This is a genomic window from Streptomyces buecherae (assembly GCF_014295035.1).
Classification (GTDB): domain Bacteria; phylum Actinomycetota; class Actinomycetes; order Streptomycetales; family Streptomycetaceae; genus Streptomyces; species Streptomyces youssoufiensis.
This window is the reverse complement of sequence record NZ_CP060404.1, coordinates 2,411,415-2,431,923: the sequence shown is the minus strand read 5'-3', so window position 1 is coordinate 2,431,923 and position 20,509 is coordinate 2,411,415. Positions and strand designations below refer to the sequence as shown.

Annotated in this window: 17 protein-coding genes; 8 read left to right on the top strand and 9 right to left on the bottom strand. The window is 74.5% G+C overall.

Translation table 11 applies throughout. The annotated features are described in order from the left end of the window. Positions 1-273 precede the first annotated feature (273 nt). From H7H31_RS08895 to H7H31_RS08870, 6 genes are all read left to right on the top strand, one after another. Positions 274-762, top strand: coding sequence for a MarR family winged helix-turn-helix transcriptional regulator (locus tag H7H31_RS08895; RefSeq protein WP_232109749.1), 489 nt, complete (start codon positions 274-276; stop codon positions 760-762). Further along, the gene (locus H7H31_RS08890; protein WP_187062411.1) at positions 759-2,057 is read left to right on the top strand and encodes an MFS transporter; all 1,299 of its coding nucleotides are present in this window, start codon (positions 759-761) and stop codon (positions 2,055-2,057) included. Before H7H31_RS08895 ends, H7H31_RS08890 begins: the two co-directional genes overlap by 4 nt. 73 nt (positions 2,058-2,130) lie before the next feature. Continuing rightward, entirely contained in the window at positions 2,131-2,442 is a 312-nt protein-coding gene (locus H7H31_RS08885) for a hypothetical protein (protein WP_187117853.1), read from the top strand. Positions 2,443-2,604: 162 nt separating this feature from the next. Then, positions 2,605-3,399, top strand: coding sequence for a class I SAM-dependent methyltransferase (locus H7H31_RS08880; protein WP_187062474.1), 795 nt, complete (start codon positions 2,605-2,607; stop codon positions 3,397-3,399). A gap of 109 nt (positions 3,400-3,508) precedes the next feature. Beyond that, positions 3,509-3,748, top strand: a complete 240-nt coding sequence (locus H7H31_RS08875) for a hypothetical protein (protein WP_187062473.1) — start codon at positions 3,509-3,511, stop codon at positions 3,746-3,748. Positions 3,749-3,946: 198 nt separating this feature from the next. Next, positions 3,947-4,408: a hypothetical protein gene (locus H7H31_RS08870; protein ID WP_187117852.1), complete on the top strand. Its 462-nt coding sequence runs from the start codon at positions 3,947-3,949 to the stop codon at positions 4,406-4,408. A gap of 150 nt (positions 4,409-4,558) precedes the next feature. Here H7H31_RS08870 and H7H31_RS08865 read toward each other — a convergent pair whose 3' ends face one another. Next, positions 4,559-5,374 carry an NmrA family NAD(P)-binding protein gene (locus tag H7H31_RS08865; RefSeq protein WP_187062471.1) on the bottom strand — a complete coding sequence of 272 codons (816 nt, stop codon included), beginning with the start codon at positions 5,372-5,374 and terminating at the stop codon, positions 4,559-4,561. Positions 5,375-5,771: 397 nt separating this feature from the next. On the opposite strand from H7H31_RS08865, the gene H7H31_RS08860 reads away from it, so the two are divergent. Next, a complete protein-coding gene (locus H7H31_RS08860; RefSeq protein ID WP_187062470.1) occupies positions 5,772-6,131 on the top strand; it encodes a DUF6204 family protein in 360 nt (119 codons plus the stop codon). Positions 6,132-6,203: 72 nt separating this feature from the next. On the opposite strand, the gene H7H31_RS08855 is transcribed toward H7H31_RS08860, so the two are convergent. The 6 genes from H7H31_RS08855 to H7H31_RS08830 all read right to left on the bottom strand — a co-directional run bounded on the left by H7H31_RS08855 (position 6,204) and on the right by H7H31_RS08830 (position 13,882). Next, positions 6,204-7,136 carry a carbohydrate ABC transporter permease gene (locus tag H7H31_RS08855; RefSeq protein ID WP_187062469.1) on the bottom strand — a complete coding sequence of 311 codons (933 nt, stop codon included), beginning with the start codon at positions 7,134-7,136 and terminating at the stop codon, positions 6,204-6,206. Beyond that, the gene (locus H7H31_RS08850; protein ID WP_187062468.1) at positions 7,133-8,053 is read right to left on the bottom strand and encodes a carbohydrate ABC transporter permease; all 921 of its coding nucleotides are present in this window, start codon (positions 8,051-8,053) and stop codon (positions 7,133-7,135) included. The genes H7H31_RS08855 and H7H31_RS08850 overlap by 4 nt, the downstream gene beginning before the upstream one ends. Next, entirely contained in the window at positions 8,050-9,411 is a 1,362-nt protein-coding gene (locus H7H31_RS08845; RefSeq protein ID WP_187062467.1) for an extracellular solute-binding protein, read from the bottom strand. Before H7H31_RS08845 ends, H7H31_RS08850 begins: the two co-directional genes overlap by 4 nt. Positions 9,412-9,637: 226 nt before the next feature. Continuing rightward, the gene (locus H7H31_RS08840; RefSeq protein WP_187062477.1) at positions 9,638-10,939 is read right to left on the bottom strand and encodes a glycosyl hydrolase family 8; all 1,302 of its coding nucleotides are present in this window, start codon (positions 10,937-10,939) and stop codon (positions 9,638-9,640) included. 268 nt (positions 10,940-11,207) lie between these two features. Continuing rightward, a complete protein-coding gene (locus H7H31_RS08835; protein ID WP_187062466.1) occupies positions 11,208-11,924 on the bottom strand; it encodes a response regulator in 717 nt (238 codons plus the stop codon). Between the two features lie 5 nt (positions 11,925-11,929). Then, positions 11,930-13,882, bottom strand: coding sequence for a sensor histidine kinase (locus tag H7H31_RS08830; protein WP_187062465.1), 1,953 nt, complete (start codon positions 13,880-13,882; stop codon positions 11,930-11,932). 401 nt (positions 13,883-14,283) lie between these two features. On the opposite strand from H7H31_RS08830, the gene H7H31_RS08825 reads away from it, so the two are divergent. Continuing rightward, entirely contained in the window at positions 14,284-15,648 is a 1,365-nt protein-coding gene (locus H7H31_RS08825) for a cation:dicarboxylate symporter family transporter (protein WP_408647973.1), read from the top strand. A 243-nt stretch (positions 15,649-15,891) separates the two neighbouring features. Here the strand turns inward: H7H31_RS08825 and glgB are convergent, their stop codons facing one another. Together glgB and H7H31_RS08815 are read right to left on the bottom strand one after the other, a co-directional pair. Then, positions 15,892-18,483, bottom strand: a complete 2,592-nt coding sequence (gene glgB, locus H7H31_RS08820) for a 1,4-alpha-glucan branching enzyme (RefSeq protein WP_408647972.1) — start codon at positions 18,481-18,483, stop codon at positions 15,892-15,894. 40 nt (positions 18,484-18,523) lie between these two features. Continuing rightward, positions 18,524-20,419 carry a maltokinase N-terminal cap-like domain-containing protein gene (locus tag H7H31_RS08815; RefSeq protein ID WP_232109748.1) on the bottom strand — a complete coding sequence of 632 codons (1,896 nt, stop codon included), beginning with the start codon at positions 20,417-20,419 and terminating at the stop codon, positions 18,524-18,526. Positions 20,420-20,509 lie beyond the last annotated feature (90 nt).

Genomic DNA, 20,509 nt, shown 5'->3' with positions numbered 1-20,509 from the left:
CAACGTTGCATACGGCCTGCCTATGGGCCCGCCTCCGCCGCACCCGTGGCCGGAGTCGTCCCGTAGCGCCCAACGGGTGTGGTGGGTCAGGGCGTTGGGGCCGGGGAGGAGCGGGGCGCGGCCCGCGTCGAGGGGCCGTCAGTGCCGGTGGGCGGGGTGCCTCCCGGCGCGGGGGTGGTGTCGCGGCCGTCGGGCGGGTCCGGCGCCCCCGCCGTCGGCGGTCGCCGTCCGAGCGGGCGGACGGGAATGTCGCAGCGCTGTTATATTAGCGCTGTGACATCTTCCGACCCCACCGCCGTACCCGATCCCTGGCACGCGCTGCGTGAGCTGTTGGCCGCCATGGACGCCGAGATCGAGCAGGTCTACGTCGAGCGCGGCATCGAGGGGGTGCGGCCTCGGTTCGCGTATCCGCTGATCCGGCTCGCCCACACCGGGCCGCTGACCATCCGGGAACTGGCGCGCTCCCTGGACCGCTCGCACTCGGCGGTCAGTCAGACCGTCGCCGCCCTGCGCAGGGAGGGCCTGGTCACCTCGGAGCCGGGGCCCGACGCCCGCACCCGGCGGATCGACCTGACCGAGCGCGGCCGGTCGCTGGTGCCGTTCCTGGAGGCGGAGTGGCGCGCCACCCACGCGACGGTCGCCGAGTTGGACGGCGAGGTGCCGTACGCGATGACCGCCGTGGTCGAGGAGGTGCGGCGGGCGCTGGAGCGGCGGTCGATGCGGCAGCGGGTCCTCCACCATCTCGTCGAGCCATCCCAATGAGTCGGCGGGTTCGCGTCCGGCTGCTCGACACCCGACCGCTGCGGAGCGGTGGGTCGTTCCGCGCCCTGTGGATCGGCACCTCGGTCTCGCAACTCGGCGGACAGATGGCCAGCGTGGCGGTGCTGGCCCAGGTCTGGGACCTGACCGGCAGCCCCGTGGCCACCGGCGCCATCGGATTCGCCACCGGCCTGCCGCTGGTGCTGTTCGGGCTGCTCGGCGGCCTGTTGGCCGACACCGTCGACCGCCGCGCGGTGGTGCGCGCCACCACCGTGGGTCAACTGCTGGCCGCCGCGGGGCTGTGCGCCCAGGCCCTGGCCGGCAACCGGAGCGTGGTGCTGCTGCTCGCCCTGGTCGCCGTGGGCGCGAGCTGCGGCGCGCTCGGCGCGCCCGCCCGGCGCGCGTTCCCCGTCCGGCTGCTGCCGGCCGATCAGGTCGCGGCCGGCCTCGCGCTGACCAACGTCTCCTTCCAGGTGGCGATGTTGGCCGGGCCCGCGCTGGCCGGGCTGGTCATCGCCCGCTGGGGCGTTTACGCCGCGTATGCCGCCCAGGCCCTGGCCATGGCGGTCGCGGCGCTCGCGGTGCGCCGCCTGCCCGTCACCCGGCCCGAGGGCGCCGGCGTGGCCGGCGGCAGGCCGCGGGCGAAGCGCGGTGGGTGGCGGGTCGTGCTGCGGCGCCCGCCGCTGTGGGGCGCGCTGGCCACCGACCTGTCCGCGACGCTGCTCGCCATGCCCGTCGCGCTCTTCCCGCTGGTCAACGAGGCGCGCTTCGGGGGCGACCCACGGACCCTCGGGCTGTTCCTCTCGGCCGTCGCGGTCGGCGGGATCGCGGCCGGCCTGCTCTCCGGAACGGTGACGCGCTGGCGCCGCGCCGGCCTGGTGCAGTTGTCCGCGGCCGGCCTGTGGGGCCTGGCGCTGGCCTGTTTCGGCCTGGCGGGGCCGCTGTGGCTGGCGCTCGGCTGCCTGGCGGTGGCGGGCGCGGCCGACACCGTGTCCGTCGTCACCCGTGGCGCCCTGATCCAGCGCGAGACCCCGGACGCGTACCGGGGGCGGGTCTCGTCGGTGGAACACGTCATCGGCGTCGCGGGCCCCGAACTCGGCAACTTCCGTGGCGGCCTGGTGGCGTCGGTCAGCTCCGCCCCCTGCTCCCTGGTCATCGGCGGGGTGTCCGCCGCGCTGGCGGTCGCCGCCGTGTCCCTGGCCAACGCCCCCCTGCGCGCCTACCGCACGCCACCCGCCGCCGAGCGGCCAGCCACCCCCGAGCCCGGCGCCGCGGCGTCCGCCGGTGCGGTGAATTGACGCCCCGCCGGCCGCGCCGCCCGTACGAGGAGGCGGCCCGCGACGACGGGGGCGAGATGAGTCGCGGTACGTCGTGGAGAACGGGAGCGGCATCGGACCCGAGGCGCCGCACTTCGACAGGGAGCGCGCGGGCCGCTCGGAGGTGCCGCGGCTCCGGTTCTGGTGGGGCCTCGCGGAGTGCGGCGAGGCCCGGCAACGCCCGTCGTACCCGGCCGAGAAGGTCGAGGGCACGCTCACGGACCGGGACCGGGGCCGGGGCCGGGGCCGGGATCGGGGGCGGGAGCGGGAGTTGAGCGGAGCCCCGGCGTACGAGCGGCGGGCGCTGGCGGAGTTCGCCAGGCGCTCGGCGGCCTCGCACGGTTGCGCGGCGCCGACGACGCCGTGAGGGCGGCCCGGCGAGGCCGCGCGGGAGGCCGCTGGGGAGGTCGCGCGGGTGCGCGCCGCCGGACCCGCCAGCGCCGTTCGGGCCGGCCGCGCCGCCCACCCCGGGTGCCGCCGGGGCGAAAAGGCGTTGGGGCGGCGGTGCGCGTGTGCTTGGCTCCGGGGCATGGATAAGGTGCGCGAGTTCTACTCGGTGACCGGCGCCTGGTGGGCCCGGGCGGATGCCAGGGTGACGGAGCGGGACGCGTCGCGCGTCGAGGCGCTGCGCTCGCACGCAGGGCCCGGCGTGCGGCGGGTGCTGGAGCTGGGCGCCGGTTACGGGGCCACGGCCGTGGCCACCGCGCGCGCCGGCTACGCCGTGACGGCCGTCGAACTCAGCGACCGCGCCGACCACGCGGCAGGGCTCGCGACTGGCCTCGGGGCCGGCTCGCTGACGTTCCACAAGGCGGACTTCCACGCCGTGCGCCTCGACGGCCGCTTCGACGCCGTCACCTACTGGAACGGCTTCGGCATCGGCGCCGACGCCGATCAGCGGCGGCTGCTGCACCGCATCGCCGACCACTGGCTGGCCCCCGCCGGGGTGGCGCTGGTCGACGTGTTCAACCCGTTCGTCTGGGCCGGCTGGGACGGCGACGAGGAGCACCTGCTGCCGGACCCGGAGGCCGGCTACGACCACGAGTTGTACGAGCGGACCCGGTTCGACCCCGTCACCTGCGCCGCGACCGACACCTGGCGTTCGGCCACCGAGCCCGGGCGCGAGTTCAGCCAGACCCTGCGCTGCTACACCCCCGCCGACCTGGCGCTGTTGCTCGCCGGGACCGGCCTCGAACTCGCGGACGTCGTCGTCGGTGGCCGGTCGATCGGTCCGCCGGGTGCCCCCGCGGCACCGTCCACCGTGACGCGCGAACTCCTCCACCAGCACCACGAGTACCTGGCCGTGCTCCGGCACGCGCCCGCGTAGCAGCGGCGTGCCACGGCTGCCCGGACTTCCGCATCCGGGCCCGTAAGGCTGGCACCCGGGCGCCCGGTTTCGCGTCCTCCTTCCTGGACGAACGCGGCCGAGGAGAACCATGAGCGCACGATCGAGCTGGTGCAACACCCATCGGGGCCCCACCGAGCGGGCCATCGCGGTGGCGGTGATCGAGGTCAACTCCGGCCCCGGCGGCACCGTGTGGTCGTGTCCCGACTGCGTGGCGCGGTACGGCATCGTCCCGCTCGACGAGCAGTCACCCGACCACCCGGCCTCCCGCATCCAGTACCGCACCCCAGGGACCCCGCGCGACGCCGACGGCGCCAGCGGCGTGCGATGACGGCTGGCGCGGTAGGCGCGGCGCGGGGGCAGCGGGCACCGTCAGAGGTAGTCGGGGGCAGGCTTTCCAGCTATGGGGACACATGAGCGCGTCACACTCGTACAGGTGAAGAGGCGTCTGTGCTCTACGAGTGTCCGGCGACACGCGCTCTGCTGGCTCCAACTCCCGTTTGGGGGCTTCCGGTCAGAGGAGGCAGTCGTGTTTCGGTTGAGGAAAGCCGCGGGACGCAGGCCCGCCGTGGTGGCGCTGGTGTGCGCCGCGGCGCTGACGGTGTCGCAGGGGCAGGCGTTCGCGGCGGCTGACTGGCGGCTGCCGGGCAATCCACCGGTGTCGCCGGGCGACAAGGTGTCGTTGTCCCTGAGGGTGATCTGCGGCCAGGGCCCTTGCGACTACAGTGGCTCGTTCCTGTTGGTGGCGCGCGCTCTGGGCGGTGCGCACTTCGTGACGAGCGAGGGCACATCGTTCGGCCTGGTCAAGGCCAGCAACCAGGCGAGGGTGGGATCGTGCCAGGTGGAGGAGTACCGCGTCGTCTGCCGAGTCGACGGTAGCGGTTCTGTCGCCGATGCTGGCGACGGGCTGGTCTCCGCGCGCAGTGTCACCGGCATCGCGCCCGCGGAGAGCAGCGCTCCAGCCTTCTCGCTCAGTTGGTCCGACTCCTGAGAACGTCTTCTCTTTCGCTGGTTCGGCGAGCCCCGTTGGGCGTCCGGCGCGGCGACGGAGGGGGGCCCGTCAGCGGGGCCAGCGGCGGGTGGCGCGCCCGGGCGCCGGGCGCCGGCGCGCGCCACCGGCCTCGCGGGCGCGGCGCGCCGGTCAGCGGAAGCGGTCGGCGCGCTCGGCCGCCCAGTCGGCGAAGCTCCGCGCGGGGCGGCCGGTGACCTCCCGCACCGTCGACACCACCGTGTACCCCTCGGGCGGCGGGTCGCGGTGCCACTCCGCCAGCATGTCGACGGCCTCCGGCGACGCCCCCGACTCCCGCCACCGCTCGCGCGCCTGCTCCTCGGTCAGTTCGACGTAGCGCAGTTCGCGCCCGAGCGCCGCGCCCAGCACCGCGACCTTCTGCGGGACGGTCAGCGCCTCGGGGCCGCTGAGGACGTAGCGCCGGCCGGCGTGGCCGTCCTCGGTGAGCGCGTGCACGGCCACCGCCGCGACGTCGCCCTCGTGGACCGAGGCGTTGCGCGCCCGCGCGAACGGCTCGCGCACCACGCCCTCGGTACGGATGGAGTCCGCCCAGGTCAGCGCGTTGGACATGAACTCGCCCGGCTGGACGAAGGTCCACGGCGTGGGGCCGGCCTCAAGCGCCCGCTCCACGCTGCCCTCGGAACCGCTCCACAGCACCGAGACCCGCCGCGCCCCGGACCGCTCCACCAGCTTGGCGAGTTCGGGCCCGGTGGTCAGCGCCCCCTGGTCGGCGTTGTACGTCATGAGGTGCACCGCGCTCAGGCCCTCGAACGCCGCGTCCAGGGTCCCGGGCTCGGCGAGGTCGCCGCCCACCACCTCGACGCCGGCCGGCAGCGCGGCCCGCCCGGGGTCGCGGCTCAGCGCCCGTACCCGGTGCCCCCGCTCGACGAGTTGCTCGACCACCGCGCGGCCCACGTTGCCGGTCGCTCCGGTCACCAGAATCGTCATGGCTGTTCACTGCCCCTTCGGGAGGTCCGCCCGGCCCCGCCACACGGCGCGGGCCGACCCGCCGTGGAGAGCGGGTTCGGTGAACGTAGAACTTCACCCATGGTTCAAGTCAAGGAGTGGGGGTGGAGCGCGGGCCGCGACGAGTCCGGGGCTGTCGGGGCGCCCCCTGTCCCTGGTGGTCGAGGACGTGCGGGCCGGGCTTGCCGCGATGGACCTCGATCGTCTCCACGACGCCGGGCAGGTCGGCGCGACCTCGCCGCCGCGACGCTGCGCCGGCGGCCCGCCACCCGCCCCCGGTAGCGGCGCCCGGCGGCAGCCGCCACCCGCCCCCGCGTGCCCCCGGCGGCCGGCCGAAAGCCGGTGGAGCCGGGCCGGGCCCACTGGTTAGGCTCGCGCGATGACCACTCGAACCTTCCGCATCATGGTCCGTGGCGTCTTCGACGGGCTCAGCGACGAGCAGCGGGCCGAGCTGTTGGCGCGGGCCGCGGAGCACGACGTCCTGCGGGCGTCGTTCACCGCCGAGGGCCACCTCAGCTACGACCTGGCCGCGCGGTCCGCCTTCACCTTCCGCTTCGCGGACACCGGCGAGGCCGAGGAGGACATCCTGACGGCGACCGAGCGCGCCGAGGAGCGCGCGCGGGCCTGGCTCGACCAGCGCGGCTACGGCTACCGCAACCTCAGGACGCAGGCCGAGGACCTCTCCCAGGCGCCGCTGGGCAAGCGGCAGCGCAGGGCCGCCACCCAACGAGGCGCCTGACCCGACACCGCACACCACCGGACCCACCCGCCCGACACCGCCCCGGCGGGGCGGTGCGCGCCCGGTCCGGGCCTACCCCTTGACCGCCCCGCCGAGCGCGAACCCGCCGCCGAGGCGGCGCGCGATCAACACGTACAGCAGGATCACCGGCGTCGAGTAGAGCAGCGAGAACGCGGCCAACTGGCCGTAGACGACGGAGTCGCGGCTGCCGAAGAAGGTGAACAGGGTGACGGAGGCCGGTAGTTGGTCGGGGGTGAGCAGCAGCATGAAGGGGACGAAGAAGTTCCCCCACATCATGATGAAGCTGTAGATCGTCACGACCGTCAGGCCCGGGCCCATCAGCGGCAGGATGATCCGCGCCAGCGCCTGGTACCAGGAGGCGCCGTCCGTCCAGGCGGCCTCCTCCAGGGCGACGGGCACGCCGTCCATGAAGTTCTTCATCAGCCAGATAGCGAACGGGAGTTGGGTGGCGGCCAGGAAGAGCGCCGTGCCGAAAAGGCTGTCGATCAGCTCGACCTGTACGTACAGGCCGTAGACCGGGACCATGATCGCGGTGACCGGCAGGCAGGTGGTGAACAGCACGGTCAGCAGGTACGGGCGGACCAGCCGGGAGCGGTAGCGGGAGAGCGGGTAGGCGGCCAGCGCCGCGCACACCACGGTCAGCAGCGTGGCCCCGCCGCACAGCAGCAGGCTGTTCAGCATCGGGCGGAAGGTGATCTCCTCGTTCCACACCGCCTCGAAGTTCTCCGTCGTCGCGGGCGAGGGCGCCCCGACCCGCAGGTCGGCCTCCGCGTCGATCGAGGCGAGCAGCAGCCACACCAGGGGCAGCGCGAACAGCGCGGCGACGGCGAGCAGCACGAGGTCGACGCCGGCGCGCCGGCGCGTCCGGCGCCGTTCGGTCGGGGTGCGGCGGGCCGCGCGGGGTGACGGGGCGCGGGGCGCGGCCACCTGGCCGGCTGCGGGCGCGGACGGGGCGGGCAGGCTGGGCGACGTCACGGTGCTCATACCTCCGTACGGAGCAGGCGCAGGTAGACGGCGGCGAACAGGGCCCCGATGAGCAGCAGCAGGAGGGCGACGGCCGTGCCGTAGCCGATGAGGGCCTTCAGGAACGCCTGGTCGTACATGAACACCGGCAGCGTCTGGCTGCGGTTGCCGGGGCCGCCGCGCGTCATGGCCCAGATCAGGCCGAAGACCGAGAGCGTTTGCAGCGTGTTGAGCATGAGGTTGGTGCCGATGGAGCGGCGGATCATCGGCAGCGTGATGTGCCACAGGCGGCGCCAGCCGCCCGCCCCGTCCACCTCGGCGGCCTCGGTGATCTCCCGGGGGATCTCGGCGAGCGCGGCGGAGTAGATGAGCATCGAGAACGCCGTGCCGCGCCACACGTTGGCCAGCGACACGGCGATGATGGGCGCGCTGTACAGCCAGTCCTGGGACGGCAGGTGGGCCCAGTCGAGCACGGCGTTCAGGGTGCCCTCGTCGCGGAAGAACGCGTACAGCAGGAAGCCGGCGACGATCTCCGGGACCACCCAGGCCGCGATGGTCAGCGAGCCGACCAGCGTGCGCACCGGCCCGGACGCGCGCCGCATCAGCAGGGCGAGGCCGAGGCCGAGCGTGTTCTGGCCGACCAGCGAGGACAGCACGGTGAAGACGAGGGTGAGGACGACGGCGTTGCGGAAGTCCTCGTCCTCGAAGGCGTGTCGGAAGTTGTCCAGGCCCACGAAGCTCGTCGAGGACGAGCCGGTCAACTGCATGTCGGTGAAGGCGATGGCGACGCAGTAGACGATGGGCCCGCCGAGGAAGAGCAGCAGCAGCGCGGTGGCCGGGGTGAGCGGCAGCCAGCGCAGCGGGCGGCGCCGCCGGCCACGGGTGGGTGGGTGGCTCGGCTTGGGGGAGGGGGGCCGGGAGGCGAGGGTGGTGGTCATCGGTCGCGGTTCACCACCTTGCCGTCGGTGATCGAGTCCAGCTCCTCGTCGTAGTCCCTGGCCGCCGCGGCGGGCGAGGTGTCGCTGGTGGTGACGGCCTCCATGGCCTCGCCGATGGCCGAGGAGACCCGCGGGTAGACCGGGAGCGCGGGCCGGTAGTGGGTGTGCCGGACCAGGCCGGTGAAGAACTCGATGCCGGGCATCGAGGTGCGGTAGCGGCGGTCGGAGGCGACGTCGGCGCGTACGGCGATCTGCGCGTCCCGTAGCGACCACTCGACCGCGTTCGGCTGGCTCTGCAACGTCTCGACGAGCTTCCACGCCAGGTCGGGCTTCTGCGACTTGGCGGGGATCGCCCAGGTCCAGCCGCCGGACATGCTGACCTTGCCGGGTGGCTGGCCGTACTGGGTGGGCATCGGGGCCCGGCCCAGCTCCTTCGACCACGCGGGCCAGGGGCGGCCACCGGTCTTGATCCAGAACTGGCCCATCCAGGAGCCGTCCAGGGCGATGGCGACCTTCCGCTCCGGGAGGAGTTCGGTGGCCACCCGGGTGGGGACGTTGGGGTCCACCGCGTCCGACGGGTGCGGGCCGAGCCCCTCGCCGTAGACCGTGTCGAGGAAGGTCAGCGCGTCCTCGAACCCCTGGCCACCGGCGACCCACTTCCTGGCCCCCGGGTCGTAGAGGGGGTCGGCGCCGGTGCCGTAGAGCAGCATCTCGAAGCCCTGCATCACCGACGCCTCGCCCGGGCCCTTGCCGGTGTAGACGTTGAGCGGGGTGACGCCGGGGAGCCGCTTCTTCAGCGTGCGGGCGGTGCTCAGCAGCTCGTCCCAGCTCCGGGGCTGCCAGTCGGTGGGCAGCCCGGCCTTGGCGAACAGCTTCTTGTTGAACCACAGGGCCCGGGTGTCGGTGCCCAACGGCACCCCGTACGTCCTGCCGTCCTCGGCCCGGGCGGCGGTTTTGGCCTGCGGGAGGAACTGGTCCCAGTCGCGCCAGCGTTCCAGGTAGCGGTCGAGGGGGCGTAAGTAGCCGCTGGCGACGTCGGAGTTGATGATGAACGTGTCCTCGTACACCACGTCGGGCGTGGTCTTCGCCGAGCGCATCATCTGCTGGATCTTCACCCAGTAGTCGGGCTGCGCCGCCTGGATGGGGATGAGCTTGACCTTCTTGCCCGGGTGGGCGCGCTCGAACTCGTCCTTGACCCGCGACAGGTAGGCGTCCATGTGCCGGACCTTGTTGTCCGTGTTGCGCAGGTAGACGATCTTGAGGGTGTTGGGGTCGGTGCCGAACGCGCCACAGCCGGTGAGCGAGGTGGCCGCGACGGCGAGGGTGGCAGCGAGGATGAGCGGGGCGGTGGGGCGCACGGGCACGGCCTCCTTGGGCACAGCGCACCGCGGCGCGCAGGAGGCGCCGACGGGACGCGGCTGTGACTGCCCGGTGACCGTACGATCAACTCCGAGCGTCGGTCAATGACTCCGACCTCCCCTCATGCCCCGGACCACCGGTACGGCGCAGTGCGGCGCGCCGCCCGGGCACGCGAGCGGCCCGGCACCGCGGGGGGTGCCGGGCCGTGGGAGCGCGGACGGGGCGTCAGGGGGTCCAGAAGTTGTGCGTGACGACCAGCATCGACTGGAGCTGGATGCTGGCGGAGAAGTAGTCGTCGGAGCCGGGCGCGGTGGCGACCATCTTCTTCCACAGCGCGTCGAGCCACGCCTGGCCGTCGGCGTCGTTCATCGCCGCGACCGCGAACGGCGCGAAGAACGCGGCGTCGTTGCCGTCGCCGTACGCCGTGCCGTTCAGCCGGTAGCCGTTGACCAGCTTGGACGGGTTGCCGCCGGCCTTCGACCTGGACCACGAACTGAGCTTGACCGCCGCCTTCTTGGAGGCCGCGTCGCCGGTCTGCGCGGCGTCGGTGCCAAGGCGCCACGGGTCGCGGCAGGCGTTCCAGTGGTAGTCCCCGTCGTGCGGGTCCTCAAGCACCTGCTCGGCCGGGGGGCGCGGCGTGGAGGTGGTGTTCTCCACGAAGTCCGGCAGCAGCCCGGTCTTGGCCGCGTGCTTGGCCTGGAGGTCGGCGGTGACCTGCTGCGTCTTGTTCCGCACCGCGTCCCAGGTGCCGTCGCCGGTCGCCTTCCTGAACGCCTTGAAGTGGCCCGGCATCCAGTCCGAGGTGCGGGAGACCTGGTCGTAGTCGCCGGACGACCAGTCGCCGAGCTTGGTGAGCTTGGTGCCGCTGTGCACCTCGCTCTTCTTGATCGCGTTGATCCGCTTGACGGCCAGCGCCTTGTAGTCGTACGTGCCGGAGCTGCCCCACTGCCGGTCGGCGAGGAGCAGCCCGTAGGCGATGTCCAGGTCGCCGTCGGTCGCCGAGTCCGAGCCGTTGACGCTCTTGCAGCTCGCGTTCTGCTCGGCGGCGTGCAGGTCCTTGTTGATCGACGAGGGGTGGTCGAGGACGTACTTCAGGATGCCGTCGAAGATCTTCCGCGCGTCGGCGTCGGCCCCGGCCATGGTCGCGGTGATGACCATGCCGTAGCCCTGCGCCTCGCCGACGTAGTCGTGGTCGGCGTCGGGGGAGTACACCTGGTACCAGCCGTTGCCGCAGTTCTGCTTGATGAAGTTGGCCTTCCACTTCTGGTAGAAGGCCAGCACCTTGGCGTCGTTGTCCTTCTGGCTGCCGGAGGGCTTGAGGGCGCCGTCCGCGTACGAGAAGGAGTGACTGCCGAACGGGATGGCGGGAGTGGCCTGGGCGCGCGGGCCGTCGGCGACGGCGGCCACCGAGGGGGCGGGGGCGGCGTCCGCGGCCTGACTGCCGGGCACGCCGGCGAGCCAGAATCCGCCGCCACCGGCGAGGGCGGCGACGGTCAGCAGGGCGAGCGATCTACGGTTCCTCACCATTGCCACGTCATGCCTCCATCCTGGGACGGGAGTTGGGGAGGCGAACGCTAGCGAGCGGGCGCGGGGCGCCACAAGACGATGGTTAGGAAAGCTTCCTGTTTACCTCCCGGCCCAACCACGTGCGCTCCCGTGTGCTCACCGGCCGCCGGTGGGCGAAACGGAACGTCAGGCGCCGGGCGCGGCGGCCTGGCCCCGTCGCCCCGGGCCCGGCTCCGCTGCCGGCCCTGGCGGAATGCCGCCGTCGGCGGGTGGCGGGGTGCCGACGCCGTCACGGGACGGCGGGGGAGACCCAGCGGTAGGAGAGTTCGGGCCGGCCGACGGCCCCGTACTGCGGGGTGCGCGCCGCGCGCCCGGTGTCCACCAGGTGCTCCAGGTAGCGCCGGGCGGTGATCCGCGAGATGCCGAGCGCCTCCGCCGTGGCGTTGGCCGAGATGCCGGCGCTGGCCGCGCGCAGTACCTCGGTGACCGCCTGCAACGTCGCCGCCGTCAGGCCCTTGGGCAGCTCGGCCGGCGCCTGCGGCGCGCGCAGCGCGGCCAGCGCCCGGTCCACCTCGGCCTGGCCGCTGGCCTCGCCCACGGTCACCGTCGCCCGGAACGCCGCGTACCGGGTCAGCCGCTCCCGCAGGGTGGCGAACGTGAACGGCTTCAGCACGTACTGGACCACCCCGAGCGAGACGCCCTCCCGGACGACGGCCAGGTCGCGCGCCGAGGTCACCGCGATGACGTCCACGCCGTGCCCGGTCGCCCGCAGCGTGCGCAGCAGCCGCAGCCCGTGCCCGTCGGGCAGGTAGAGGTCGAGCAGCAGCAGGTCCACGGCGGTGCGCTCCAGCGCGCGGCGCGCCTGCGCGGCGGAGTGCACGGTGCCGACGACGGTGAAGCCTGGCACCCGGCCGACGTAGAGGGCGTGCGCGTCCGCCGCCAGGGCGTCGTCCTCCACGACGAGCACGCGGATCGGCCCGTCGGCCGGCGCGGGACCGTTCTCCATGGCGCTCACGAGACCCCGCCACCGGGCTCGCCGCCGGTCGTGTCGCCGGGCCCGCTACCGGGTCCACCGCCGGCCGTGTCACCGGCGGCGGCCCGGCCCGTGCCGGGCCCGTCGGTGGTGCGCCTGTCCGTAGTGCGCCCGTCCGTGCCGGGCCCGTCCGTGGTGCGCCCGTCCGTGCTGGGCGCGGGGGTGGCGGGCCGGGGCCCGGCGTCGACGGGGGCCTCGTCCGTGCCGCGCAGAGGCAGCCGGACAGTGAACTCGGCGCCGCCCCGTGGGGAGCGGCCCAACGTGATGGTGCCGCCGTTGCGGTGCACCGTCTGGCGCACGATGGCCAGGCCGAGCCCGTGGCCGGGCACGGCCTTGGTGCTCCAACCCCGCTGGAAGATCTCCTCGGCCGCGCCCGGGCCGACGCCGGGGCCGTTGTCCCCGACCCGCAGCGTCAGCTCGTCGTCCCGCGCCCGCACCGTCACCGTGACCCGCCCCCGTCGCCCGTCCACGGGCGCCCCGGAGCGGCGGCCCGAGCCGCCCCGCGTAGACGGGGCGGTCTGGCCGCCCGCCGCGTCGATGGCGTTGTCCACCAGGTTGCCCAGGATGGTCACCAGGTCCCGGGCCGGCAGGCTGGCCGGCAGCAGCCCGTCGTCGATGTGGCTGTCGGGCGTCAGCTCGAAGTCCACCGCGTGCTCGCTGGCCTGGGCCGCCTTGCCGAGCAGCAGCGCGGCGAGCACCGGCTCGGCCACCGCGCCCACCACCTGGTCGGTGAGCGCCTGGGCGAGTCGCAGCTCGGCGGTGGCGAACTCGACGGCCTCGTCGGCCCGGCCGAGTTCGATGAGGGAGACCACGGCGTGCAGCCGGTTGGCCGCCTCGTGGGCTTGCGAGCGCAGCGCCTCGGCGAAGCCGCGTACCGAGTCCAGTTCGCCGGAGAGTGCCTGGAGTTCGGTGTGGTCGCGCAGGGTCACCACGGAGCCGCGCCGGCCGTTGCTGCTCACCGGCGCGGTGTTGACGATCAGGACCCGGTCGGCGGTCAGGTGCAGCTCGTCCACCCGGGGCCTGGGGTCGAGCAGCGCGGCGGTCAGCGGTGGGGGCAGGCCGAGTTCGCCCACGTGCCGGCCGACGGGCGGCGCGCCGCGCCGGCCGCCGCGCGCGTCGAGGGCGGGGGCGGCCTCGGACGGGCCGGTCGTGGCGGCGGTGTCCGGGCGGGGGAGGCCGAGGAGTTCGCGCCCGCCGTCGTTGATGAGCGCGATCCGGCGCTGCCCGTCCAGCATCACCAGGCCCTCGCGCACCGCTTGCAGCGTGGCCTGGTGGTAGTCGTGCATCTGGCTCAGCTCGTTCGCGTTCATGCCGTGTGTGTGCCGGCGCAGCCGCGCGTTGATGACGTAGGTACCGAGCCCGCCGAGCACCAGCGCGGCCAGCGCCACGCCGGTGAGGGCGAGCACCTGGCGCCGCTCCTGCTCGGTGATCTCCTTGATCGTGATCCCGGCGCTGACCAGCGCGACCACCGGTCCAGGACCGTCCGTTCCGCCGCCCTCGCGCACCGGGGCGACGACGCGCACGGAGGGGCCCAGGGTGCCGGTGTACGTCTCGGAGAACACCTCGCCGCGCAGCGCGGGCCCGGTGTGGCCGAGGAACTTCTCGCCGATCCGGCCGGGTTCGGGGTGCGTCCAGCGGACGCCGCGCGGGTTCATGATCGTGACGAACGCGACGCCGGAGTCCAGCCGCACCCGCTCCGCGTACGGCTGGAGCACCGCCGTCGGATCGGGCGATCGGGCGGCCTCGACGACGGCGGGGGAGTTGGCGATGGTGGTGGCCGCGGTCAACGCCTGGCGCCGCGCGGCCTCCTGTGCCTCGCCCTTGGCCGTGACGTAGGTGAAGACGGCGCACCCGGCGACCACGGCGGCGACCAGCACGACCTGCATGGCGAAGAGCTGGCCAGCGAGGCTGCGAGGACGGGGGATGCGCATCGGCTCAGTGTGCACGCTGCCCCTGGCGTGAACGTAATGTACGGAAGGGTGACCGCCGTCACAGCCTGGTGCATAGTCGCCGGGACATCCCGCACGTGAGCCGCGCGTACCCCCATGGCGCGGCCGGGCCGGATGCCCTCAGCAGCGGTGGCTGGGCCGTACCCACGCAGCTCTCAGCCCTGCCGAGCAGCAATGCACGACCGAAGGAGGCAGCCGTGGCTGCGCAGACCTCGCCGTCGGAGCCGGGAGACACGCCCCCCGACTCCGGCTCGACATCGCGACGGGCGGGACAGGTGACCGGGGAAGGCCCCGGGACGACACCGGGAACGAAGGCGTCGGGACCGGGGACGCCGGGGCCGGCGAAGCGGGACAAGACTCACTATCTCTACATTTTCGTGATCGTGGCCGTGCTCCTCGGCATCACGCTGGGCTTCGCGGCGCCCGACTTCGCCGTGGAGCTGAAGCCGGTCGGCACCGGCTTCGTGAACCTGATCAAGATGATGATCTCGCCGATCATCTTCTGCACGATCGTGCTCGGCGTGGGGTCGGTCCGCAAGGCCGCCAAGGTGGGCGCGGTCGGCGGGCTCGCGCTCGGCTACTTCCTGCTGATGTCCACCGTGGCGCTCGCCATCGGCCTGCTGGTCGGCAACATCCTGGAGCCGGGCAGCGGGCTGCACCTGACCACCGAGGCGGCCAAGGTCGGCCAGGGCCAGGCCGAGGGCGCCAGCGAGTCGACCGAGGAGTTCCTGCTCGGCATCATCCCGACGAGCATGCTCTCCGCCTTCACCGAGGGCGAGGTGCTCCAGACCCTGCTGATCGCCCTGCTGGTCGGCTTCGCCCTACAGGCCATGGGCAAGGCGGGCGAGCCCGTCCTGCGCGGCATCGGGCACGTGCAGCGGCTCGTCTTCCGGGTGCTCGCGATGATCATGTGGGCGGCCCCGGTGGGCGCCTTCGGCGCCATCGCGGCGGTGGTCGGCGAGACCGGCACCGACGCGCTGCGCTCGCTGGCGGTCATCATGGTCGGCTTCTACGTCACCTGTCTGATCTTCGTGGTCGTCGTGCTCGGCACGATCCTGCGCCTGGTGGCGGGCGTGAACTTGTTCCTGCTGCTGAAGTACCTGGCGCGGGAGTTCCTGCTGATCCTGTCCACCTCCTCGTCCGAGTCGGCGCTGCCGCGGCTGATCGCGAAGATGGAGCACGCCGGGGTCAGCAAGCCGGTGGTCGGCATCACCGTCCCCACCGGCTACTCCTTCAACCTCGACGGCACCGCCATCTACCTGACGATGGCCTCGCTGTTCATCGCCGAGGCGATGGGTGACCCGCTCTCCGTCGGACAGCAGATCTCGCTGCTGCTGTTCATGATCGTGGCGTCCAAGGGGGCCGCGGGCGTCACCGGGGCCGGCCTCGCGACGCTCGCCGGTGGCCTCCAGTCGCACCGGCCGGAGCTGGTGGACGGCGTCGGGCTGATCGTCGGCATCGACCGCTTCATGAGCGAGGCGCGGGCGCTGACGAACTTCGCCGGGAACGCGGTGGCCACCGTCCTCGTCGGCACCTGGACCAAGGAGATCGACCGGGACCGGATGCGCGAGGTGCTGCACGGGCGGCTCCCGTTCGACGAGCGCACGCTGCTCAACGACGGCCACGGCCACGGGCCCGAGGACGACGAGATCGCGGACGGGCCCGCCGAGCGGGTCGCCCTGGCCAAGCAGGACGCCGCCGGCTCGACCGCCGCCGACGCGGACGGCAAGGAGGCGGCCAAGGTCTGAGGCCCGCCGGGCCGGTCGCCAGAAGCCTGGCCGCCCGACCGGAGATCCCCACGGTCACCGGGTTGGACTGGGACGCCCGCTGGCGGGGCAGGCGTACACCAGGAGGCCATGTCGCGGGGCGAGACCTCACCCCATCTCGCCCCATCCGCCGCCCCGTCCCGCTCCTCCGGGACGGGGCGGCGCTCTGCCGGGGCACGGGGCGCGCCGCCGGCGGCGCGCCCCGTACCGGCGGGCCCGGTGGCGCTACGCCGGCCGCAGCCAGATCGTCGACAGCGGGGGCAGCACCGGCACGACGGACGCCGGCCGGCCGTGCCAGCCGTACGGCTCGGCCTTGAGCGGGTCCGGGTTGCCGACGCCGCTGCCGCCGTACCGCTCCGCGTCCGTGTTCAGCACCTCCACCCAGGCCGGCACCTCGTCCGACACGCCGATCCGGTACTCGTGCCGCACCACCGGCGACATGTTGCTCACGCACACCAGCGGCGTGCCGTCCGCCGCGTGCCGGGAGAAGGCGAACACGTTGTCCTGCGCCGCGTCCCCGTCGATCCAGGCGAACCCCTCCGGCGCGCTGTCCCGCTGCCACAGCGCGGGCGTGGCCGCGTAGACCGTGTTGAGGTCGCGCACCAGGTCCCGCACGCCGCGGTGGTCGGGCTCGGCCTCGTACGAGGGGTCGAGCAGCCACCAGTCGGGCCCGTGCTCCTGCGACCACTCCGCTCCCTGCGCGAACTCCTGGCCCATGAACAGGAGTTGCTTGCCCGGGTGGGCCCACATGAAGCCCAGGTAGGCGCGGTGGTTGGCGCGCTGCTGCCACCAGTCGCCCGGCATCTTGGAGACCAGCGCGCGCTTGCCGTGCACCACCTCGTCGTGCGAGATGGGCAGCACGTAGTTCTCCGAGTACGCGTACACCATCGAGAACGTCATCTCGTGGTGGTGGTACCTGCGGTGCACCGGGTCGTGCGCCACGTACCCCAGCGAGTCGTGCATCCAGCCCATGTTCCACTTCAGCCCGAACCCGAGCCCGCCGAAGCCGCCGGGGCCCACGTGGTGGGTCGCCCGCGTCACGCCGTCCCAGGCGGTGGACTCCTCGGCGATGGTCACCACGCCCGGGCAGCGGCGGTAGACCGTGGCGTTCATCTCCTGGAGGAACGCCACCGCGTCCAGGTCCTCCCGACCGCCGTACGCGTTCGGCGACCAGGCGCCCGAGTCCCGCGAGTAGTCGAGGTAGAGCATCGAGGCCACGGCGTCCACCCGCAACCCGTCGACGTGGAACTCCTCGCACCAGTACACCGCGTTGGCCACCAGGAAGTTGCGCACCTCGCGCCGCCCGTAGTCGAAGACCAGCGTGCCCCAGTCCGGGTGCGCCGCCCGCGCCGGGTCGCCGTGCTCGTACAGCGGCCGGCCGTCGAACTCCGCGAGCGCCCAGTCGTCGCGCGGGAAGTGCGCCGGCACCCAGTCCACGAGCACCCCGATGCCGGCCCGGTGCAGCGCGTCCACCAGGTGCTTGAAGTCGTCCGGGGTGCCGAGCCTGGCCGTGGGCGCGTAGAAGCCGGTCACCTGGTAGCCCCACGAGCCGCCGAACGGGTGCTCGGCGACCGGCATGAACTCCACGTGCGTGAACCCGAGGTCCTTGACGTACGCGGGGAGCTGGTCGGCCAGCTCCCGGTAGCCGAGCCCGGGGCGCCACGAGGGGAGGTGCACCTCGTAGACCGAGAACGGCGACTCGGTCACCTCCCGCCCGGCCCGGCCCGCCAGCCACGCCTGGTCGTGCCAGCGGTGGTGCGAGGCGTGCACGATCGACGCCGTGGCGGGCGGGCACTCGGTGCGGCGCGCCATCGGATCGGCGCGCACCGTGTGCGAGCCGTCGGGCCGGGCGATGTCGAACTTGTACAGCGCCCCCTCGCCGACGCCCGGCAGGAACAGCTCCCACACCCCGCTGGCCCCCAGCGACCGCATCGGATACGCGGTCCCGTCCCAGCAGCAGAAGTCCCCGACCACCCGCACGCCGAGCGCGTTCGGCGCCCACACCGTGAACCGGGTCCCGGTCACCCCCTGGTGGACCATCGGCCACGCGCCCAGCGCGTGCCACAGCTCCTCGTGCCGCCCCTCGCCGATCAGGTGCAGGTCCAACTCGCCGAGCGCGGGCAGGAAGCGGTACGGATCGTGCGTCTCACGCTCGCCACCCCCGCCACCCCCGCCGTCCTCGCCAGTCCCCGCGTCGCCGTCCGTGTCGTACGAGACGAGCAGCCGGTACTCCGGGACCTCGCGCAGCGGCAGCACGCCCGAGAACAGGCCGTCCCCCTCGGAGCGCAGCGGCGCGCGCAGCCCGGGGGCCACCACCGCGACCGAGCGGGCGAAGGGCCGCAGCACCCGGAACCGCACCCCGCCCGGCTCCGGGTGCGCCCCGAGCAGCGCGTGCGGGTCGTGGTGCGTGCCGTCCAACAGCCGCCGCCGCTCGTCCCCCGCGAGCGGCGCGGCGGCCAGCACCACGCCGCGCGCCGTCTCATCCCGCGCCGCGCCCCGGGGCGTCGCCCGCTGTCCCGGCGCGCTGTCCCGCCGGGCCGCGTCCCGCTGGCCCTCCGGAGCCGCCTCGTGCGGTGGCGCGGCCTCCCGCCCGGCGCCATCCGGTGCTCCGGGTGCCCGCTCCGGTGCGTCCCGCGCCGTGCCGTCGGCCGCCGCCTGGCCCGGCCCCGGTCGCCCGTTCGCGGCGGCGGGCGGCGTCGTCGGGTGGGGCAGCGGCCGCGTGTGGGTGAGCGGCTGCCCCAGCGCCCGGGCCGGGGGCCGGTCGCGGGGGCCGGCGGGGCGCGCGGGCGGGGGCTCGGGGGACGGGCGTGCGGTCACGTGGGGGCCTCCAGAACTGAGGGGACGTCCGGGACCCGGCTCATGCCGTGTCCCGCGCGGCTGGCCCGGCGAGGCGCCGGATCGCGGACAGGGGGACGGGAAGCCAGTCCGGCCGGTGCCTGGCCTCGTAGAGCACTTCGTAGACGGCCTTGTCGGTCTCGTACGCGCGCAGCAACTCCGGCTCCGCGCGCGGGTCGTGGCCGCAGGCGGCGGCGTACCCGGCGCAGTACGCGGCCCGGGACCGGCGCGCCCACTCCCGGGGCTCGCGCGGCCCGGCGGCGCTCTCCGGGCCGCCGTGCGCGCCGCCGGCGCCCACCGCCGCCGCGTAGTCGAACGACCTGAGCATGCCGGCGATGTCGCGGACCACGGGTTGCGGGCGACGCCGCTCGGCCAGCGGGCTCGCGGGCTCGCCCTCGAAGTCGATCAGGCTCCACCGGCCGTCCCGCGTGCTGCGCAGCGCCTGCCCGAGGTGCAGGTCGCCGTGGATGCGCTGGGCCGGCCACGCGCGCCCGCTGTCGCCGAGCGCGGCCAGGTCGGCGTAGGCGCCGCGCAGCGCCCGGCGGAAGGGCCGGAGCGCGGGGACCGCGCCCGCCGCCGCGTCCAGCCGGCGCGACATGGCGGCCGTGAGGTGCTCGATCTGCGGGGGGCCGATCTCGGCGGTCGGCAGCGAGCGCGCCAGCGCGAGGTGCACCTCGGCGGTGGCCTGCCCCAGCGCGTGCGCGGCGGCGGTGAAGTCGGCGCCGCGCGCCAACTGGTCCAGGGCGTACTGCCAGCCGTCCGCGCAGTCCGCGAGGTAGGGCTGGAGCAGCCCGAGCGTCGCCGGGGCGCCCGGCCCGGCCGCCTCGAACCACGCGGTGGGCGGCGGCACCCGGCGGCAGCCGGTCCGGGTGAGGGCGAGCGCCACCTCAAGGTCGGGGTTGATGCCCGGCGCGATCCTGCGGAAGACCTTGAGGATGTACGCGTCGCCGTACACAACCGAGGAGTTGGACTGCTCGGCGGCCAGCGGGCGGGGCGTCAGGCCGGCCTCGATGGTGGCGCCCGGGGCGCGGCGGAAGCGCAGCGGCCCGAGCGTGCCGGGCAGCCGCAGGCGTTCGAGGAGCAGGGCTGCCTGGCGCGGGTCGGCGAGCGCCTCGTAGAGCAGGGCCCCGGCCAGCGGCCCGGTGGCGGGCCGGCCGATGAGGGCGTGCGCCAGCCGTGGCGGCGCCGCCGCCTCCCGCGCCACGAGCGGCTCGCCCGCCCCGTTCGCGTCGGCGTTCGCGGCGGTGGGCCCGGGCTCGGCCCGCGCGGCCCGGTTCGCCGGCGGCGGCCCGGCGCCGTGCGGGTTCGGCGGCAGGACGCCGAGCAGCAGTTGGTAGCAGTCGGCGGGCTCGGGGGCCCCTCGCCGGCGCGCCCGGGACGCGGAGGATGGTTTCGCCAACGCCGCGCGTTCCGCGCGTTCCGCCCCGGCCGTGGCCCGGCCGGCGCGCCCCACCGACCCGTCGCCCGCGCCTGCGCCCGAGTCCGCGTTCGCGCCGGCGCCCGCGCCGCCGCCCGGGTCACCGTCCGCCTCGTCGCCGGCTCCGCCCTCGGCGCTCTCGTCCGGGTCCTGGTGGGCCCGTACCAGCAGGTGCAGCAGGCCCGCCGCGCCGTCGCGCGCCGTGCACGGGAGCAGTTCCGTCGCAGAGACCAGGGTGAAACCGCTGATCGGGCGGCCCTTGCCGGCGAACCAGCGCTGCCGTGGCAGCCACTCGGTCAGCAGCGGCGCCAGCGAGGCCAGCAGCCCGTCATCGGCGCCGCTGCCGGCGGCCGGCGCCGCCGCGACCTGGCCCGCGCCGCCGGTACGCGGGCCGTCCCCGCGCGGGCCGGCGGCCCGCCCCGTGGGGCGAGGCGGCGCGGCGCTCGCCGTCGCCGGCGAGGGGGTGGGGGGTGACCCCCGGGACATGGAGGAGTCCGACATGACGTCGCGTCCTTTCCCCGGGGCACACGACAGATAGGACGAAGTGTCCCGGATTGCTCCAATTTCTGGGCGGCGACGCGCTGTGGACGT

Bases quoted from the DNA above. Each gene is read 5' to 3' on its own strand.
- H7H31_RS08890 (WP_187062411.1), top strand. From the start codon at position 759: ATGAGTCGGCGGGTTCGCGTCCGGCTGCTCGACACCCGACCGCTGCGG.
- H7H31_RS08880 (WP_187062474.1), top strand. From the start codon at position 2,605: ATGGATAAGGTGCGCGAGTTCTACTCGGTGACCGGCGCCTGGTGGGCC.
- H7H31_RS08875 (WP_187062473.1), top strand. From the start codon at position 3,509: ATGAGCGCACGATCGAGCTGGTGCAACACCCATCGGGGCCCCACCGAG.
- H7H31_RS08865 (WP_187062471.1), bottom strand. From the start codon at position 5,374: ATGACGATTCTGGTGACCGGAGCGACCGGCAACGTGGGCCGCGCGGTG.
- H7H31_RS08860 (WP_187062470.1), top strand. From the start codon at position 5,772: ATGACCACTCGAACCTTCCGCATCATGGTCCGTGGCGTCTTCGACGGG.
- H7H31_RS08855 (WP_187062469.1), bottom strand. From the start codon at position 7,136: ATGAGCACCGTGACGTCGCCCAGCCTGCCCGCCCCGTCCGCGCCCGCA.
- H7H31_RS08850 (WP_187062468.1), bottom strand. From the start codon at position 8,053: ATGACCACCACCCTCGCCTCCCGGCCCCCCTCCCCCAAGCCGAGCCAC.
- H7H31_RS08840 (WP_187062477.1), bottom strand. From the start codon at position 10,939: ATGGTGAGGAACCGTAGATCGCTCGCCCTGCTGACCGTCGCCGCCCTC.
- H7H31_RS08835 (WP_187062466.1), bottom strand. From the start codon at position 11,924: ATGGAGAACGGTCCCGCGCCGGCCGACGGGCCGATCCGCGTGCTCGTC.
- H7H31_RS08830 (WP_187062465.1), bottom strand. From the start codon at position 13,882: ATGCGCATCCCCCGTCCTCGCAGCCTCGCTGGCCAGCTCTTCGCCATG.
- H7H31_RS08815 (WP_232109748.1), bottom strand. From the start codon at position 20,419: ATGTCGGACTCCTCCATGTCCCGGGGGTCACCCCCCACCCCCTCGCCG.